Below are 17,032 nucleotides of genomic sequence, written 5' to 3'. Positions count from 1 at the left end.
GGCCCCGGTCGCGACCACGCGACCGGGGCCGAGTCGTGCTACGGCACCACTTGGATCTTGCGCCCCTGCCCCGCCCGGAACCGCGCCAGGGCGGGCGCGTAGTCCGCCAGCGGCAGGCGGTCGCTGATGAACACCTCGGGGTCGAGCACACCGTTGGCGAACAGGTCGGCCGCCCGTTCGAACGAGTGCAGCACCGCCATCGACCCGGTGATGGTGATCTCCTGGTTGTAGATGCGGTACGGGTCGATGGTCACGCGCGCCGCGTAGTCGGAGACGCCGAACTGCAGGAACGTGCCGCCCTTCGCGACCCGGCCGAGCCCGTCCTGGATGGCCTCGGCGTTGCCGGTGGCGTCGATGACCACGTCCCACCCCTGCGGCCGGTCCAGCTCGTCGGGCGACGTCGCGGTGGCCGTGACACCCAGCCGCGCGGCGGTGGCCAGGCGGTCCGGGTTGAGGTCGACCACCTCGATGGACGACGCGCCGGTCAGCTTGCCGAGCTGGAGCATCATCAGGCCCATCGTGCCCGAGCCGTAGATCAGCACCCGGCTGGCCAGCCGCGAGCGCAGCACGTCGTACCCGCGCACCGCGCACGACAGCGGCTCGATCAGCGCGGCGTCCTCCGTGCGCACGTGGTCGGGCAGCCGCACGCAGTTCGCCACCGGCGCCACCGCGTACTCGGCCGCCCCGCCACCGGTCGTGACGCCGATCGCGGCCCACCGCTCGCACAGGTTGCTCCGCCCCGACCGGCACATCCGGCACTCGTGGCAGTACAGCGACGGGTCCACCGCGACCCGGTCGCCGACCACGACCTCGGTGACCCCGGACCCCACCTCGACGACCACGCCCGCGAACTCGTGCCCCGGCACGACCGGCAGCGTCGGCGCGAACTCGCCCTGCAGGATGTGCAGGTCGGTGCCGCACAGCCCGCACGCCGCGACGTCCACGACGACCTCGCGCGGGCCGGGCGCCGGGTCCGGCACCTCGGCGACCTCCACCGCGCCGACCCCGGTGATCACGGCTGCTCTCACTTCACGGCTCCCAGCGAAAGGCCCTGGACCAGCTTGTCCTGGGCGGCGAACCCGGCGACGAGCACCGGCAGCGACACCACCACGGCGGCGGCGCACACCTTGGCCAGGAACAACCCCTGGCTGGTGACGAACCCGGTGAGGTGGACCGGCGCGGTGCCCGCGACCACGCCGGTGAGCACCCGGGCGAACAGCAGCTCGTTCCAGCTGAAGATGAAGCAGATCAACGACGTCGCCGCGATGCCGGGCAGGGCGACCGGCGCGACCACCCGGCGCAGCGTGGTGACCAGGCCCGCGCCGTCCAGCGCGGCGGCCTCCAGGATCTCGCCCGGCACCTCGGCCAGGAACGACCTCATCAGCCACACCGCGATCGGCAGGTTCATCGACGTGTAGAGCACGACCAGGAACGAGATGTTGTCCAGCAGCCCGGTGTGCTGCGCGACCAGGTAGATCGGCAGCAGACCGGCCACCACCGGCAGCATCTTGGTGGACAGGAAGAAGAACAGCACGTCCGACCACTTCTCGACCTTCTTGATCGAGAGCGCGTACGCCGCCGGGATCGCCAGCAGCAGCACGAGCAGGGTCGAGCCGATCGACGCGCTCAGCGAGTTGATCAGCGGCGGCCACGGTTGCGAGTCGAAGAACTCGGCGTAGCCGTCGAACGTGATGGGCGCGGCCAGGGACGGCGGGTTCGTCGCCGCGTCCGGCTCGCTGTGCAGGGAGGTGAGCACCATCCACGCCACCGGCGCGAAGAACAGCAGGCCCGCGGCCCACGCGGCCAGGCCGAGCAACCGCCTCATCCCCGCACCCCCGTCCGATTGACGGCTCGGCCGCCGTCCTCTCTCAGCAGCGACGACACCACGCGCAACGCGAACGTGGCGATCACGATCGACCCGACCACCACGACCACACCGGCGGCGGACGCCTGGCCGTAGTCGTGCGCCTGGTAGAAGGTCTGGTAGATGGTGTAGGGCAGGTTCGCCGTGCCCAGGCCGCCGGAGGTGATGGTGAAGACGGCGTCGAAGTTCTGCACCACGTAGATCGAGCCGAGCAGCGCGCCCAGCTCCAGGTACTGCCGCAGGTGCGGCAGCGTCAGGTAGCGGAAGACCTGCCACGCCGTGGCGCCGTCGATGCGCGCGGCCTCGACCGCGTCCTGCGGGCGGCTTTGCAAGCCGGCCAACAGGATCAGCATCATGAACGGCGTCCACTGCCACACCAGCGACGCCTCGACCGCGAGCAGCGGCATGCCGCTGATCCACTCCGGCTGCGGCGCGCCGTCGCCGAACAACCACGTCAGCACACCGTTGAGCAGGCCGTACTCGGGGTTGTAGAGCGCGTGCTTCCACAGCAGCGCGGCGGCGACCGGCACCACCAGGAACGGCGCGATGAGCATCGTGCGCACGACACCGCGCCCGGCGAACTCCCGGTCCAGCAGCAGCGCCAGCCCCAGCCCGAGGGCCAGGCTGACCAGCACCACGGTGGCGGTGAGCACGACCGTGGTGCCGATGGCGCCGCGCAGGTCCGGGTCGGTGAACACGGCGGTGTAGTTGTCGATGCCCGCGAACCCCCGGTTGGCCGGGTCCAGGGAGTTCCACCGCAGCAGCGAGATCACCAACGTGGCGACGAACGGCAGCTGGGTGACCACGATGGTGAAGACGAGGGCCGGCAGGAGCGGGGCGCGCCGTGCCCAGCGCGCCGCCGCCGACAACCGTGCGGCCCGCGCCGGGGGCCTGACCGGCGCCTCCCGCACCGCGGTCACCGGGTGCTCCCGAGGGGGGTGGGGTTGCCCATCAGTTGCCCCGGTACTTCTTGGCGACCACCTCGGCCAACGCCTGGCTCTCCGCCAGCGCGGCGTCCACCGTGGTGGCGCCGGCGATGGCCGCGCTGATCTTCTGCGACACCTGCGTGCCCAGGTCGGTGAACTCCGGGATGCCGACGAACTGGATGCCGCTCGCGGGCCGTGCCTGCACACCCGGGTCGGTGGGCCGGGCGCCCGCGATGGCCGCCTCCGCCTGCTCGGCGAACGAGCCGCCCGCGGCCAGGTACTCGGGCCGCTGGTAGGTCGACTTCCGCTTGCCGTCGGGCAGCTTGGACCAGCCCAGCGTCTTGCCGACCAGCTCCTCGTAGCCCTTGCCGGACGCCCAGGACACGAACTTCCACGCGTTGTCGGCCTTCTTGCTCGCCTTCTGGATCCCGAACGCCCACGTGTACAGCCACGCCGAGCTCTCCGTCTTGACCACCGGCGCCTGGGCGAAGCCCAGCTTGCCCTTCACCGGCGAGTCGTCGGCCTCCAGCAGACCGGCCGCGACCGTGGCGTCGTACCACATGGCGACCTTGCCCTGGGTCATGTTGTTCAGGCACTCGGCGAACCCGGCCTGCGGCGCGCCCGCCTCGCCGTGCGCGCGGACGAGGTCCACGTAGAACTGCGTGGCCTCCTTGAACTCCGGCGCGTTCAGCCGGGCCTGCCAGTCCTCGGTGAACCACGTGCCGCCGAACGTGTTGACCACCGTGGTCAGCGGCGCCATCAGCTGGCCCCAGCCGGGCTGGCCGCGCAGGCAGATGCCCTTCATGCCGGGCCGTGCGCCGTCGACCTGCGCCGCGATCTCGGCGACCTGCGGCCACGTCGGCCTGTCCGGCATGGTCAGGCCCTTGGCGTCCAGCACGTCCTTGCGGTACATGAGGAACGACGACTCGCCGTAGAACGGCTGGGCGTACACCTTGCCGTCGGCGGCGGTCAGCGACTGGCGGATCGGGTCGAGCACGTCGTCCTGGTCGAAACCGGTGTCCTCGGCGACGTGGTCGTCCAGCGGGGTGAGCCAGCCGTTCCCGGCGTAGATCGGCGTCTCGTAGTTGCTGATCGTGGCCACGTCGTACTGGCCGGCCTGGCTGGAGAAGTCCTGGCTGATCTTGTCGCGGACGTCGTTCTCGGGCAGCACGGTGAAGTTGACCGTGATGCCGGTGTCCTTGGTGAAGTGGGCCGCGGTGAGCTTCTGCAGGTCCTGCATCTGCGGGTTGTTCACCATCAGGACGTTGACCGAGTTCCCGGCGCCGCCGCCCCCGCCTCCCGCGCCGGCGCACGCGGTCGTGGCCAGGAGCACCGCGGCCAGCAGGCCGCCATACCGCAATGACTTCATCGTCTTGCCTTCCTACGCGCGAGCGGAACCAGACCCCTGGTGCGTCGGGGCCTTCGGGTTGGCAGGTGTGCGGTTAGGTCCGGACCACCTTGGGTCCGAGCAGGGCGTAGCGGTGCGCCTCGCCCGCGGGCAGCACGGAGTCGGTGACGACCGCTTCGAGGTCGGCGATGCCACCGAACCGGTGGAAGCTCGCCACGCCGAACTTCGTGTGCACGCCGACGAAGATCCGCCTGCGGGCCGAGGCCAGGGCCTGCGCCTTGACCGCGCCCACCGCCGGGTCGGGCGTGGTGAGGCCGTACTCGCGGGAGATGCCGTTCGCCCCGATGTAGGCCAGGTCGATCACCATCTCCGACAGCATCCGGGTGGCCCAGTGATCCACCGTCGCGAGCGTCCGGCCACGCACCCGACCGCCGAGCAGCAGCACGGTCGCGGACGGCACCTCGGACAGCACGGCGGCGGTCGGCAACGACGCCGTGATCACGGTCAGCGGCCGGCCGACGGGCAGGGACTCGGCGACGAGCTGGGGCGTGTAGCCCTCGTCGATGAACACCGTCTCCGCGTCACCGAGCCGGTCGGCCGCGGCGCGGGCGATCCGCCGCTTCTCCGGCACCATCGAGGCGGACCGGAACTTCAACCCGGTCTCGTACCCGGCGCTCTCCACCGGGAACGCGCCACCGTGCGTGCGGTGGACCAGGCCGTGCTCGTCCAGCAGGCGAAGGTCACGCCGCACGGTCTCCGGCGCGACCTCCAACTCGGCCGCGATCTCGGCCACGTCGACCCGGCCGTCCGCCCGAGCCCTGGCCAGGATGCGACGCTTGCGCTCGTCCGCCCGCACATCGCCTCCCTGCCCACTCGGACCACCACTGCCCGTTCGGGCCGCGCTTAAGGTCTAACACCGCGCAATTGGTGTGGCCACCACCACAGCCGGCCAACCGATGCCCGACTTCCGCCCGCTTCCCCTGACCGAACGCACACGCCCGGTCCCGAACGTGCCCGAACCACCCCTGATCGCTGCCCGATCGCACTCGCTCATGCACACGAAACGGCCCCCGAGTCGCGTGACTCGGGGGGCCGTTTCGCCGTTCTGAACGTTCAACTCGGGTGTTCCGAACGTAGGACACGCCTGACCTGAACGTAGGACACGCGCGAGAGTCCTACGTTCGCGCCGCGCGTGTCCTACGTTCGGAACGCGCGTGTCCTACGTTCAGGTACCCCGAGTTCAACGCTCGGGTCAGCCGGTGAGGGCCGGGTAGTCGGTGTAGCCCTTCTCGGTGCCGCCGTAGAACGTGGCACGGTCCGGGGTGTTGAACGGGCCGCCGGTGGACAGCCGGGTGGGCAGGTCCGGGTTCGCCAGGAACATCGAGCCGAAGCTCAACGCGTCCGCGGTGCCGTCGTCCAGCAGTTCCAGGTGCTCGGGGCCGGTGACGCCGTCGGGCGTGAACGGGTTCAGGATCAGCGTGCCGGAGAAGCGCTCGCGCAGCCGCAGCGTCAACGACCGCGGGCCGACCTCGCCGATGTGCAGGTACGCCAGGCCGACCGGGTCGATCGCGTCCACCAGGGTCGGGTAGAGCTCGTGGTGGGACTCCTCGGCGATGTCGTTGTACGGGTTGGCCGGGGAGATCCGCAGGCCGACGCGGTGCGCGCCGATCGCCTCGGCCGTCGCCCGCACGACCTCGACCACGAACCGGATGCGGTTGTCCACCGAGCCGCCCCACTCGTCGGTGCGCAGGTTGGTGTTGTCGGCGAGGAACTGGTGCAGCAGGTAGCCGTTGGCGCCGTGCAGCTCGATCCCGTCGAACCCGGCGTCGACCGCGTTGCGCGCGGCGGTGGCGAAGTCGGCGATGGTGGCCTCGATGTCCGCCGGGCTCAGCTCCACCGGCGTGACGAAGTCCTCCATCCCCTCACCCGTGAAGACCTTGCCCTGCGCGCGCACCGCGGACGCGCCCACCGGCTGCAACCCGTCGGGCAGCAGGGTGGGGTGCCCGACCCGGCCGGTGTGCATGAGCTGCGCGAAGATCCGCCCGCCCTCGGCGTGCACCGCGTCCGTGACACCGCGCCAGGCCTCGACCTGCTCGTCGCTGTGCAGGCCCGGCGTGTGCGGGTAGCCCTGGCCCACGACAGACGGCTGCGTGCCCTCGGTGATGATCAGCCCGGCACCGGCCCGCTGGCGGTAGTACTCGGCCATGGCGGGCGTCGGCACCGTGCCGTACGCACGGCTGCGGGTCATCGGCGACATCACGATCCGGTTGGGCAGCTTGGTGCCGGCCAGGTCCAACGGCTCGAAGGCGGTGCTCATGACTTCCTCCAGATGGCTGTTTACCTGTTCGAACAGCTATCTGGCCCGAGTTCATTCCAACCTGCCGATGTGACCGCGCTCACGATGCCGGGCAGCTAGACTGGAACCATGGCCACGACTCGACAAAACCCCACGTCACTGCCGGTTCCCCAGACCGCCGAGCACGGTCGGGTCAGCCACACGATCTTCCGCATCGCCCGGCTGCACCGCCTGCTGGCCGCACAGCTGCTCAGGCAGGCAGGTCTGCACCCCGGGCAGGAACTGGTGATGATGCACCTCTGGGACTGCGGCCCCCAGCGGCTGGCCGACCTGTGCGGCGTGCTCGGCACGGACTCGCCGACCATGACCAGGACCGTGCAGCGCCTGGAACGCGCGGGCTTCGTGCGCCGCTCGCCCGACCCGACCGACGGCCGTGCCGTGCTGGTCGAGCCGACCGCCGCCAGCCAGGCGCTGCGCCACGAGGTCGAGCGCATGTGGCGTGAGCTGGAGGAGGCCACGCTCGGGGACATGGACGAGGACCAGCAGGCCGAGACCATGAGGGTGCTCGGCCTGCTGGAGTGCAACCTGGCGGTCCGGACGAACCGGTACGCACCGCCCGACGGCGCTACCGGGCCTGCCTGATCCAGGCCGCGGTGTCCGGCGGCACGGCGCCGTCGACCAAGGGCCCGCTGGTCAGCAGCACGGCATCGTGCGCGGGCAGGGCGACGGGCCGCGCGGACAGGTTGAGCACGCAGGCGAAGTCGTCACCGCGGCGGAACGCGATCACGTCCGGCCCCAGGTCCAGCCACTCCATCGGGCCGTCGCCCAACGACCGCTCCGACCGCCGCAGCTGCAGCACGGTGCGGTAGTGCGCGAGCATCGAGTCCGGGTCACCGGTCTGCGCGGCCACCGACAGCGAACGCCAGTGCGCCGGCCGCGGCAACCACGACGGCCCGTCGTCACCCCACGGGATCGGCACCCGGCACCCGTCGCGTCCCCGGTCGGTGTGGCCGGAACGCACCCACACCGGGTCCTCGCGCAGCTCGTCGGGCAGGTCGTCGACCTCCTCCAGCCCCAGCTCCTCCCCCTGGTAGACGTACACGCAGCCGGGCAGCGCGGTGGTCAGCATGATCGCCGCACGGGCCCGCTTCGCGCCCAGCTCCAGGTCCGTCGGCGTGAGGTGCTGCCGCCGGCCGAAGTCGAACGACGTGTCCTCCCGCCCCATCCGCGACACGTGCCGCGTCACGTCGTGGTTGGACAGCACCCACGTGGGCGGCGCGCCGACCGGTGCGTGCGCGGCGAGCGTGCCGTCGATGACCCGCCGCAGCTCGCCGGGCTCCCACGGGCAGCACAGGAAGTCGAAGTTGAACGCCGAGTGCAGCTCGTCCGCGCGCAGGTAGCGGGCGAACCGCTCCGGGTCGGGCAACCACATCTCGCCGACGAACACCCGCTCGTCCGGGTACTCGTCCAGCACCTCCCGCCAGGACCGGTAGATGTCGTGCACGCCGTCCTGGTCGGAGTACGGCAGCTCGGCGTCCGGCTTGGCGAAGTCCTTGACGAGGCCGTCGGCGACGTCGATGCGGAACCCGTCCACGCCCCGGTCCAGCCAGAACCGCAGGATCGACTCGAACTCGGCCCGCACCCGCGGGTTGGTCCAGTTCAGGTCCGGCTGCTCGGGGCTGTACAGGTGCAGGTACCACGAGCCGTCCGGGGCCTGGCTCCACGCGGGTCCGCCGAACCGCGACTGCCAGTCGTTCGGCGGCTCGTCGCCCTCGTGGAACCAGAACCGGTCGCGCCCGTGGCCGGCCAACGCCTCCTGGAACCAGGGGTGCCGGTCGGAGCAGTGGTTGGGCACGATGTCGATGATCACCCGCAGGCCGACCGCGTGCGCCTCGCCGATCAGCTTCTCCGCCTCCACGAGCGTGCCGAACACCGGCTCGATGTCGCGGTAGTCGGCGACGTCGTAGCCGCCGTCCGCCAGCGGCGACGGGTACCAGGGGCTGAGCCAGATCGCGTCCACACCCAACTCGGCGAGGTAGGGGAGCTTCTGGCGAAGTCCCGCCAGGTCCCCGATCCCGTCGCCGTTGCCGTCGGCGAAGCTGCGCGGGTACACCTGGTAGATGGCCGCACCGCGCCACCAGTTCATGTGGATCCTCCCTCGGTTGTGGCGTCAGCCCTTCACGCTGCCGGCGGTGAGCCCCGCCAGGACGTGCCGCTGGAACACCAGGAACAGGCCGATCACGGGCACGCTGGACAGCACCAGACCGGCCAGCAGCAGGTTGACCGGTGTGTCGGGGGCGAAGCGCTGCAACGCGACGCTGAGCGTCTGCCGCGCCGGGTCGGAGAACACCAGCAGCGGCCAGATGAAGTCCTTCCACGCGGCCACGACCGCGAAGATGGACACCACCGCCAGGATCGGCCGGGACAGCGGCAGCACGATCCGCCACAGCATGGTGAGCTGACCGGCGCCGTCGATCCGCGCCGCCTCCAGCACCTCGACCGGCAGCTGGTCGAAGAACCGCTTGAGCAGGAACACCGTGAACGCGTTCGCCGCGCCCAACAGCCACAGCGCCACCGGGTTGTTGAGCAACCCGAGGTCGGCGATGGTCAGGTAGGTGGGCACCAGCAGCACCGCGGCGGGCATCATCAGGGTCAGCAGCATCATGCCGAGGATCCCCTTGCCCAGCACGGGTCTGAGCCGCGACAGCGCGTACGCCGCGGGCACGTCCACCGCGAGCTGCACCGCCCACACGCCCACCGCCACGACGATCGTGTTGAGGAAGTACCGACCGAGGTCCATCAGGTCCCACGCCTCGGCGTACGTGCCCGGCGTCCACGTCCGCGGCAGGATCGTCGGCGGCACGCGCGCCAGCTCCGCCGCCGGTTTCATGGCCGACAGCACCACCCACACCAGAGGCACCACGAAGACCGCGGTGAGCACGACGGTGGTGAGCACGAGCGCGACCTTGTAGCCGACACCGGCCCGTCCCGGCGCGATCAACGTCCTCACGCGTCCGCCTTCCGCGTCACCCGCAGGTACAGCGCGGTGAACGCGCCGAGCACCAGCAGCAGCAACAGGCTCAGGGCACTCGCGGTGCCGAAGTCGTTGTAGTAGAAGGCGTACCGGTACAGCAGGAGCAGCACGGTGACCGTGGAGTCCTCCGGACCGCCGCCGGTCATCACGTACGGTTCGGTGAACACCTGCATGGTCGCCACGACCTGCAACAGCAGCAGCACCAGCAGCACGAACCGGGTCTGCGGGACGGTGACGTGCCACAGCCTGCGCAGCACGCCCGCGCCGTCCAACTCCGCCGCCTCGTACAAATCGCCCGAGATGCCCTGCAACGCGGCCAGGTAGATCAACGTGGCGGTGCCCAGGTTGGCCCAGGTCGACACGATCACCAGCGACAACATCGAGGTGTCGGAGCTGTCCAGCCACGGCGCCCCCGCCAGCCCGAGCCCGCGCAACGCGGTGTTGAGCAGGCCCGGACCGGGGTCGTACATCCACTTCCAGATCAGCGCCGCCACCACCGGCGGCAGCATCACGGGCAGGTACACCACGAGCCGGAAGTACGCCTTGAAGTGCCGCAGCTCGTTGAGCACGACCGCGAGCAGGAACGGGACCACGAAGCCGAACACCAGCGCCAACGCGGTGAACAGCAGGGTGTTGCGCCACGCCGTGGCGAACAGGGGGTCGGCGAAGAGGCGTTCGAAGTTCTCCCAGCCGACCCACGTGGGGTCGGTGACGAAGTCGACCTGCTGGAAGCCCAGCACGGCCCCACGCGCGATGGGGTACCAGGAGAACACCGCGAAGCAGATCAGCGCGGCGGACAGGAACCCGTACGCGGTCAGGTTCTCCGCGACGCGGCGGCGCATCACTTGACCTGGGCCAGGACGGGGTTCACCTTGGCTTCCGCGTCGGCCAGGAGCCGGCTGACGTCCGCGTCGCGGTCGGTGAGCACGGCCTGCATGACGTTGTCGAGGATCGCGTACACCTGCTGGGCGTTCGGCGGCTCGATCCGCCCCTTCGGCGTGGCGTCCACGTAGGACTGGAAGTTGGCGACCGGCACCGTGGCCAGTTCTTCCTTCAGCTCGGACTGCCTGGCCGCGATGTCACCGGTCCAGAGGTCGGCGACCGGGGGCACGGGCAGGCCGATCGGCTGGCCCTGTTCCTTGTACCGCTTGAGGTTCTTCTCGAACCGGTCCGGGTTGAGGTACTTCCACTGGATCCACCTCAAGCCCGCCTTGATCTTCTCCGGCGTGGCCTTCGGGTTGATCATGTAGCCCTCGCCGCCGATGAGGGTGCCCTCGCCGTCGGGGATGCCGGTCAGGCCGTAGTTCGCGTAGTCGCCCTTGAACTGGTTGACCAGGGTCGGCACGTTGTCCGGCGCGGCCAGGTACATGCCGAGCTGGCCCGCGCCCATCATCTGCTGGACGTCCTCGATGACGAGCAGCTGCTTCTCGCCCATCGTGTTGTCGGTCCAGCGCATGTCCTTGAGGTGCTGCAGCGCCTCGCGGCCCTTGTCGTTGTTGAAGTCCGCGACCCACTTGTCGCCGTCCTGGCGGGCGACCTGCCCGCCGACGGAGTACATCCACGCGGTGAAGTGCCAGCCGCCCTGGTTGTTCTTGCTGTACTCGGCGAAGCCGACCTTGCCGTCGCCCAGCGCGGCGATCTTCCTGGCCGCCTCGCGGACCTCGGCCCACGTCTTCGGCGGCTGGTCCGGATTCAGGCCCGCCTGGGTGAACAGCGCGCGGTTGTAGAGCAGGCCCATCGAGTAGTTGGCCGTGGGCACGCCGTAGACCTTGCCGTCCTTGCTGAAGACGTCACGCAGCTCCGGCCGGATGGCGTCGTAGTGCGGCACGTCCTTGACGTGCTCGGTGATGTCCGCGGCCTGCCTGCGGGCGATGAGGTTCGCCGGGTCGGTGAAGTAGGCGTAGAAGACGTCCTCCAGCTGACCGCCGGCGAGCTTCGCGGAGAACGTCTTGGGGTCCATGAACCCCTCGTGCGGCTCGATGTCGACGTCGGGGTTGGCGGCCTCGAACTCGGCCACGTCCTCGTCGAAGATCTTGCGCTCGAACGCCTGGGTCTGCGGCGGCTGGCCGTTGACCGAGATCGTGACCTTGCCGCCGGGGGCGGCGCCGTCGTCGGCCTGCGAGCACGCGACGGCGGTCAGGCTCAGGCTGCCTGCCAGCAGCAACCCCGCCGCTCTGCGGAGGCTGAATGAGTTCATGGGGGCGGACCCTCCTCGGCTGTGGTGTGGCGCACACGGTAAGTCGCCCCACCACGGGTGCGCAAGATGTCTACTAAACCTCGCAACTTGTCGACATCAGTTTGTAAGCTCCGCGGGCACGACCCGAATCCACGCAGGCGAAAGCTGCCGCCCACCGAACGGTGGACGGCAGCCGAGGAGTGCGGACTAGCGCGGAGCGGGCGCGGTGGAGGAGCGGACGACCAGCTCCGGCTCGAAGAGCAGTTCCTCGTCCGGGACGGGGGTGCCCGCGATCTGGTTCGCCAGCAGCTCGACCGCGGCGCGGCCCATGGCCTCGATCGGCTGGCGGACCGTGGTCAACGGCGGCTCGGTGCACGTCATGAGCGGCGAGTCGTCGTAGCCGACGACCGAGACGTCGTGCGGCACCTTCAGGCCGTGCCGCCGCACGGCGCGCACCGCGCCCAACGCCAACGGGTCCGACGCGCAGACGACCGCCGTGACGCCGCGGTGCAACAGGCGGGTGGCCGCGGCCTGCCCGCCCTCCAGCGAGAACATCGCGTGCTCCTCGAACAGCTCCACGCCCGCGGCCGCCGCGCACGAGGTCAACGCGGTGAGCTTGCGCCGCGAGGGCATGTGGTCCGACGGCCCGAGCACCGCGCCGATCCGCACGTGCCCCAACGCCACCAGGTGGCCGAACGCCTGCTCCACGGCCACCGCGTCGTCGCACGACACGCGGGGGAAGCCGAGGTCGTCGATGGCGGCGTTGACCAGCACCGCGGGCAGCTTGCGCCGCGTCATCTGCCGGTAGTGGTCGTGCGAGGCGTCCGCCTGGGCGTACTGCCCGCCGGCGAACACGACCCCGGACACGTGCTGCTCGAACAGCAGCTCCAGGTAGTCCGCCTCGGTCACGCCGCCGGCCGTGCGGGTGCACAGCACCGGCGTGAAGCCGCGCTGGGCCAGGGCGTTGCCGACCACGTCGGCGAACGCCGGGAAGATCGGGTTCTGCAGCTCCGGCAGCACCAGCCCGACCAGCCGGGCCCGTTCGCCGCGCAGCTGCGTCGGCCGTTCGTACCCGAGCACGTCCAGCGCGGTGAGCACGGCCGACCGCGTCGCGTCGGACACCCCGGGCTTGCCGTTCAGCACCCGGCTGACCGTCGCCTCGCTCACCCCGACCTTCGCGGCCACCTCGGCCAACCGCCGTTGCGTCATGGAGCAACTATACGGCAGGACTTACGTTCCGCTTGCGTTGATTTGCACTCGTTTGCGAGCTGGACGGCGGTCGGCACCACCGCGGCCGGCGGCACGACCCGGTCCACGAGCCCGGTGCGCAACGCCTCGTCAGCGGTCACTCGGCGTGCCACCAGCACCCGACCGCCGGTCACCCGCCCGTCTGTCACCCATCCGAGCCCGCCGTTCGCGGCCAACACCCGGCGGTCGCACGCCATCGCCAACTCCGCCGCCTCGCCGAACGGGCTGCCGTCGATCGCCGCGACCACCGGCACGGGCAGGTTCGCCACCTCGTCGCGCACGCCCCGCACCGCCGCCGCGAACGCCTCGCGCTGCGCCGTCGACACCCGGACCAGCCGTTTGATGTCGACGGCGCACAGGTGCGGTCCGACCAGGAGCACGACGGCGCGTGCGTCGGCCACCGCGGGCAGCAGCGCTCGCACCGCGGGCAGGACGGTGTCCGACGGCTCGTCGATCCGGATGACCGCGATCCCGTCGCAGCTGTCGAGTGAGACGGTCATGAGGCGGTAATCGTGGCCGAGGGTTACCCCGTTTGTCATGTTCCGCCCCCCTATCGAGTGACGGCGGGGTACAAATCCCCTGTGAAGCGGTGGTGGGTGGCGGTGGCGTTGGTCGGCCTGACCGGGTGCGCGGTGCCGGTGGCGGGGCAGCCGACGCCCGGCCCGACGTCGTCGGTCGCCGCGGCGGAGCCCGAGGTCGTGCGCTGGTTGAACAACTTCTGCGGCGTGGCGAAGTACATGGTCGCCTCAGGCGGGGTGCAGCTCGACGAGACGCAGACCGACCCGGCCGCGGCGAAGAAGTCCGTCAGCGACTCCCTCGGTCGCGTGGTCGACGTGCTCAACGTCGTGCTGCACGACCTCGACGGCCTGACCCCCGCACCCTCGCCCGCCGCCGACACCGCGGTCGAGGTCATCAGCGAGCCGCTGACCAGGGCGAGGGACAAGTTCGTCAAGGCCAAGGCGAGCGTCGACGCCGCACCGGAGATGACCGTCGACACCTTCTCCGCCGTGATCCAGGACATGACCGAGGCCGTCACGGTGATGAACGAGGCCGTGGAGAAGATGGCCGTGGTCTCCCTGCCGGACGACTTCCGCGCCGCCGCCGCCCAAGCGGAGAACTGCGCCTGATCGCCGCCGGTGGTCGCCGGCCGTCGGCTACAACCAGCCCTTGCGCATCGCTTGCACGCCGGCCTGGAACCTCGTCCGCGCGCCGCACCGGTCCATCAGCTGCCGCACCCGCCGCTGCACGGTGCGCGGGCCCAGGCCGAGGTGGCGGGCGATGCTCTCGTCGGTCAACCCCGCCGCGAGCAGCGCCGGCAACCGCGTGTCGACCTCGCCCCCGGACCCGTGCGGGCTGAACGGGATCGCGTTGTCCCAGTACAGCTCGAACATCGACACCAGCACGTCCAGCAGCGGTGACGGGCGGATCAGCAGCACCTGGTCCACCAAGCCGCGCACGGCCACCGGCAGCACGGCCACCCGCGCGTCCACCACGCCCAGCTTGAACGTCAGCGTCGGCGTGACCCTGGCCCGCTCCCCCGACGCGACCAGCTCACCGATCTCCGCCGGCCGTCCCGGCAGCTCCACGCTCGACCGGTCGTAGATGACCCGCCACTGGACGTGCCGCCGACGGGTGTCGACCTCCATCGCGGTGTGCTCCTCCACCGGCGACAGGTACGGCGGCTGGTCGAGCACGCACACCTCGGACCGCGCACCGGCCAGCAGCGCCTGCCACACGTCCCGCACCGCGCCGGCGCCGTTGACCACCTCGACCATCGACGTGTCGTGGTGCTGCTCGGCGCGGTTGCGCAGGTAGACCTCCATCAGCGGGGCCGCGGACGCCCGCGCCCGCCGGTGCCCGTCCTCGCGCGCGGCGATCAGCACCTCCACCGCCAGGTCGGGCGGCACGGCCTGCCACACGTCGTCGCCCAGGCGCCGCACCACGCCCAGCCGCACCAGCTCGTCGAGCACGTCGGGTGACGCGCCGGCCTCCCTCGCGGTGCACGAGCCCGTGCGGACCAATCGCTCGTAGACGCGCGCCTGCTCGGCGGAGGCACCCAGGTGTTCGAACACCACCGCATTGTCCCCGATACCCCCGACAGCCCAGTCACCGTAGGCCGTCCGGCCCAGTGCGATGACGGAAACACGTCAGTGACGCGAAACTGCCGCGTTCCGGCCCTGGGCCGGGCCCCGTCCGCGTGCCTACCTTTCACGCACTTCGCAGCCGGTTCAGACCCCTGACTCCCTCGACGGCAGGCGAAGTCCCTGTAGTCGGAAGGAACCACCCCCGTGAACGGATTGCGACGCACCGCGCTGTGCGCGGCGGCCGTCTCGGTCACGCTGCTGTCCGGCGTGACGACGGCCGCCGCCGCACCCGCGACGTCCCCGGTCGACCCGTTGGCGCAACCCGCCGCCGGCGACGCCCGCCCCTACGAGCGGCTGATCGTCGGTTACCGGGCGACCGCCGCGGAGGCGAGCTCGGACACCGCCGCCGCCCAGGACGCCGAGGCCAAGGGCGACAAGGTCGGCCGGGACCTCACCCTGCGCCGCCGCCTGGGCACCGGCGCCACCGTGGTCGACCTCGGCGGCACGGACGGCTCGGCCGCGGCCGCGGCGATCGAGGAGTTCAGGGCCGACCCCGACGTGGCCTACGTCGAGCCGGACCTGATGATGCAGCCGCTGGCGGACCCGAACGACACCGACTACGCCAAGCAGTGGGACCTGTTCGAGCCGACCGCGGGCATGAACGTGCCCGGTGCGTGGGGCACGGCCACCGGCCAGGGCGTCACCGTCGCGGTCATCGACACCGGCTACGTCGCGCACTCCGACCTGGCGAACAAGGTCGTGGCGGGCTACGACTTCGTCTCCGACGCACCCCGGGCGCGCGACGGCAACGGCCGCGACGCGAACCCGGCCGACAACGGCGACTGGGTGAAGGCGGGCGACTGCGGCACCGACCTGTTCGGCAACCCCGTGCCGCCGAAGGACCAGAACTCCAGCTGGCACGGCACGCACGTGGCGGGCACGATCGGCGCCGCCACCGGCAACGCCAAGGGCATCGCGGGCATCGCCCACGACGCGAAGGTCCAGCCGATCCGGGTGCTGGCCCAGTGCGGCGGCAGCACGTCCGACATCGCCGACGCGATCGTGTGGGCCTCCGGCGGCGCGGTGTCCGGCGTGCCCGCCAACGCGACCCCGGCCAAGGTGATCAACATGAGCCTGGGCGGCCAGTCCGCGTGCTCCTCCACCTACCAGAACGCGATCGACTCGGCGGTCGGCCGGGGCTCGACGGTCGTCGTCGCGGCGGGCAACTCCAACGCCGACGTCGCCGGCTTCACCCCGGCGAGCTGCAACAACGTGATCGCGGTCGCGGCGAGCAGCCGCGAGGGCAACCGCGCGTTCTACTCGAACTACGGCACCAAGGTCGACATCGCCGCACCCGGCGGCGAGACCCGGCGCGGCACCGACACGCCCGGCACCATCACCACGCCGCAGAACGGCATCCTCTCCACGGTGAACGCGGGCACCACCACGCCGGGCGCGGAGAGCTACGCGCCGTACCAGGGCACCAGCATGGCCGCGCCGCACATCGCCGGCCTGGCCGCGCTGCTCGCGCAGGCCAACCCCGCGTTGACCCCGGCGCAGGTGGAGGCGCTCATCAAGAACAACGCCCGCCCGCTCGCCGGCACCTGCACCGGCGGTTGCGGCGCGGGGCTGGCCGACGCGGCGAAGACGGTCGCGGCGGCGGGCGGCGGCACCACGCCACCGCCCGGCGGCACGTTCGAGAACACCACCGACGTGCGGATCGTCGACCGGGGCACGGTGACGTCGTCGATCGCGGTGACGGGCCGGACCGGGAACGCGCCGTCGACGCTGAAGGTCGGCGTCGACATCAAGCACACCTACCGCGGTGACCTGGTCCTCGACCTGCTCGCCCCGGACGGCACGGCGTACCGGCTGAAGAACTCGTCCTCCGGCGACGGCGCGGACGACGTGGTGGCCACCTACACCGTGAACGCCTCCACCGAGGTCGCGAACGGCACGTGGCGGCTGCGCGTGCAGGACGTGTACTCCGGCGACACCGGCCACGTCGACGCCTGGAACCTGACCTTCTAGACCGGCCGAGGGGGTGTGGTGCCCG

16 protein-coding genes are annotated in these 17,032 nt (G+C 71.1%); 3 read left to right on the top strand and 13 right to left on the bottom strand.

What is annotated here, in order from left to right; all coding sequences use genetic code 11:
- Positions 1 to 38: 38 nt before the first annotated feature.
- The 6 genes from ACYVLT_RS39305 to ACYVLT_RS39280 form a co-directional block, all read right to left on the bottom strand.
- Entirely contained in the window at positions 39 to 1,028 is a 990-nt protein-coding gene (locus ACYVLT_RS39305; RefSeq protein WP_461125241.1) for a zinc-dependent alcohol dehydrogenase family protein, read from the bottom strand.
- The gene (locus tag ACYVLT_RS39300) at positions 1,025 to 1,825 is read right to left on the bottom strand and encodes a carbohydrate ABC transporter permease (RefSeq protein WP_461125240.1); all 801 of its coding nucleotides are present in this window, start codon (positions 1,823 to 1,825) and stop codon (positions 1,025 to 1,027) included. The genes ACYVLT_RS39305 and ACYVLT_RS39300 overlap by 4 nt, the downstream gene beginning before the upstream one ends.
- Positions 1,822 to 2,784: a carbohydrate ABC transporter permease gene (locus tag ACYVLT_RS39295; RefSeq protein ID WP_461125239.1), complete on the bottom strand. Its 963-nt coding sequence runs from the start codon at positions 2,782 to 2,784 to the stop codon at positions 1,822 to 1,824. Before ACYVLT_RS39295 ends, ACYVLT_RS39300 begins: the two co-directional genes overlap by 4 nt.
- Positions 2,785 to 2,815: 31 nt before the next feature.
- Entirely contained in the window at positions 2,816 to 4,159 is a 1,344-nt protein-coding gene (locus tag ACYVLT_RS39290) for an ABC transporter substrate-binding protein (protein WP_461125238.1), read from the bottom strand.
- A gap of 73 nt (positions 4,160 to 4,232) precedes the next feature.
- Positions 4,233 to 4,994 (bottom strand): DeoR/GlpR family DNA-binding transcription regulator, encoded by a 762-nt coding sequence (locus tag ACYVLT_RS39285; protein WP_461125237.1) that lies wholly within the window; start codon positions 4,992 to 4,994, stop codon positions 4,233 to 4,235.
- A 396-nt stretch (positions 4,995 to 5,390) separates the two neighbouring features.
- A complete protein-coding gene (locus tag ACYVLT_RS39280) occupies positions 5,391 to 6,455 on the bottom strand; it encodes an alkene reductase (protein WP_461125236.1) in 1,065 nt (354 codons plus the stop codon).
- 108 nt (positions 6,456 to 6,563) lie between these two features.
- On the opposite strand from ACYVLT_RS39280, the gene ACYVLT_RS39275 reads away from it, so the two are divergent.
- Positions 6,564 to 7,076: a MarR family winged helix-turn-helix transcriptional regulator gene (locus ACYVLT_RS39275; protein ID WP_461125235.1), complete on the top strand. Its 513-nt coding sequence runs from the start codon at positions 6,564 to 6,566 to the stop codon at positions 7,074 to 7,076.
- On the opposite strand, the gene ACYVLT_RS39270 is transcribed toward ACYVLT_RS39275, so the two are convergent.
- The 6 genes from ACYVLT_RS39270 to ACYVLT_RS39245 form a co-directional block, all read right to left on the bottom strand.
- Entirely contained in the window at positions 7,060 to 8,580 is a 1,521-nt protein-coding gene (locus tag ACYVLT_RS39270) for a glycoside hydrolase family 13 protein (RefSeq protein WP_461125234.1), read from the bottom strand. The two genes, ACYVLT_RS39275 and ACYVLT_RS39270, sit on opposite strands and share 17 nt — an antisense overlap.
- 24 nt (positions 8,581 to 8,604) lie before the next feature.
- Entirely contained in the window at positions 8,605 to 9,444 is an 840-nt protein-coding gene (locus tag ACYVLT_RS39265; protein WP_461125233.1) for a carbohydrate ABC transporter permease, read from the bottom strand.
- Complete coding sequence (locus ACYVLT_RS39260; protein ID WP_461125232.1) at positions 9,441 to 10,310, bottom strand: carbohydrate ABC transporter permease; 870 nt, start codon at positions 10,308 to 10,310, stop codon at positions 9,441 to 9,443. Before ACYVLT_RS39260 ends, ACYVLT_RS39265 begins: the two co-directional genes overlap by 4 nt.
- The gene (locus tag ACYVLT_RS39255) at positions 10,310 to 11,665 is read right to left on the bottom strand and encodes an ABC transporter substrate-binding protein (RefSeq protein ID WP_461125231.1); all 1,356 of its coding nucleotides are present in this window, start codon (positions 11,663 to 11,665) and stop codon (positions 10,310 to 10,312) included. Before ACYVLT_RS39255 ends, ACYVLT_RS39260 begins: the two co-directional genes overlap by 1 nt.
- 186 nt (positions 11,666 to 11,851) lie before the next feature.
- The gene (locus tag ACYVLT_RS39250) at positions 11,852 to 12,853 is read right to left on the bottom strand and encodes a LacI family DNA-binding transcriptional regulator (protein ID WP_360449415.1); all 1,002 of its coding nucleotides are present in this window, start codon (positions 12,851 to 12,853) and stop codon (positions 11,852 to 11,854) included.
- Positions 12,850 to 13,392 (bottom strand): enoyl-CoA hydratase/isomerase family protein, encoded by a 543-nt coding sequence (locus ACYVLT_RS39245; RefSeq protein WP_461125230.1) that lies wholly within the window; start codon positions 13,390 to 13,392, stop codon positions 12,850 to 12,852. Before ACYVLT_RS39245 ends, ACYVLT_RS39250 begins: the two co-directional genes overlap by 4 nt.
- Before the next feature lie 81 nt (positions 13,393 to 13,473).
- Here ACYVLT_RS39245 and ACYVLT_RS39240 point away from each other — a divergent pair, with 81 nt between their 5' ends.
- Entirely contained in the window at positions 13,474 to 14,019 is a 546-nt protein-coding gene (locus ACYVLT_RS39240; protein ID WP_461125229.1) for a hypothetical protein, read from the top strand.
- Between the two features lie 27 nt (positions 14,020 to 14,046).
- On the opposite strand, the gene ACYVLT_RS39235 is transcribed toward ACYVLT_RS39240, so the two are convergent.
- Positions 14,047 to 14,964 (bottom strand): helix-turn-helix transcriptional regulator, encoded by a 918-nt coding sequence (locus ACYVLT_RS39235; protein ID WP_461125228.1) that lies wholly within the window; start codon positions 14,962 to 14,964, stop codon positions 14,047 to 14,049.
- A 216-nt stretch (positions 14,965 to 15,180) separates the two neighbouring features.
- On the opposite strand from ACYVLT_RS39235, the gene ACYVLT_RS39230 reads away from it, so the two are divergent.
- Positions 15,181 to 17,007, top strand: coding sequence for a S8 family serine peptidase (locus ACYVLT_RS39230; RefSeq protein WP_461125227.1), 1,827 nt, complete (start codon positions 15,181 to 15,183; stop codon positions 17,005 to 17,007).
- Positions 17,008 to 17,032: the final 25 nt, after the last annotated feature.

The sequence above is a fragment of the Saccharothrix stipae genome (assembly GCF_054781895.1).
Note: the sequence above shows the minus strand (reverse complement) of the source record. Positions and strands in the feature narration are given on the sequence as shown.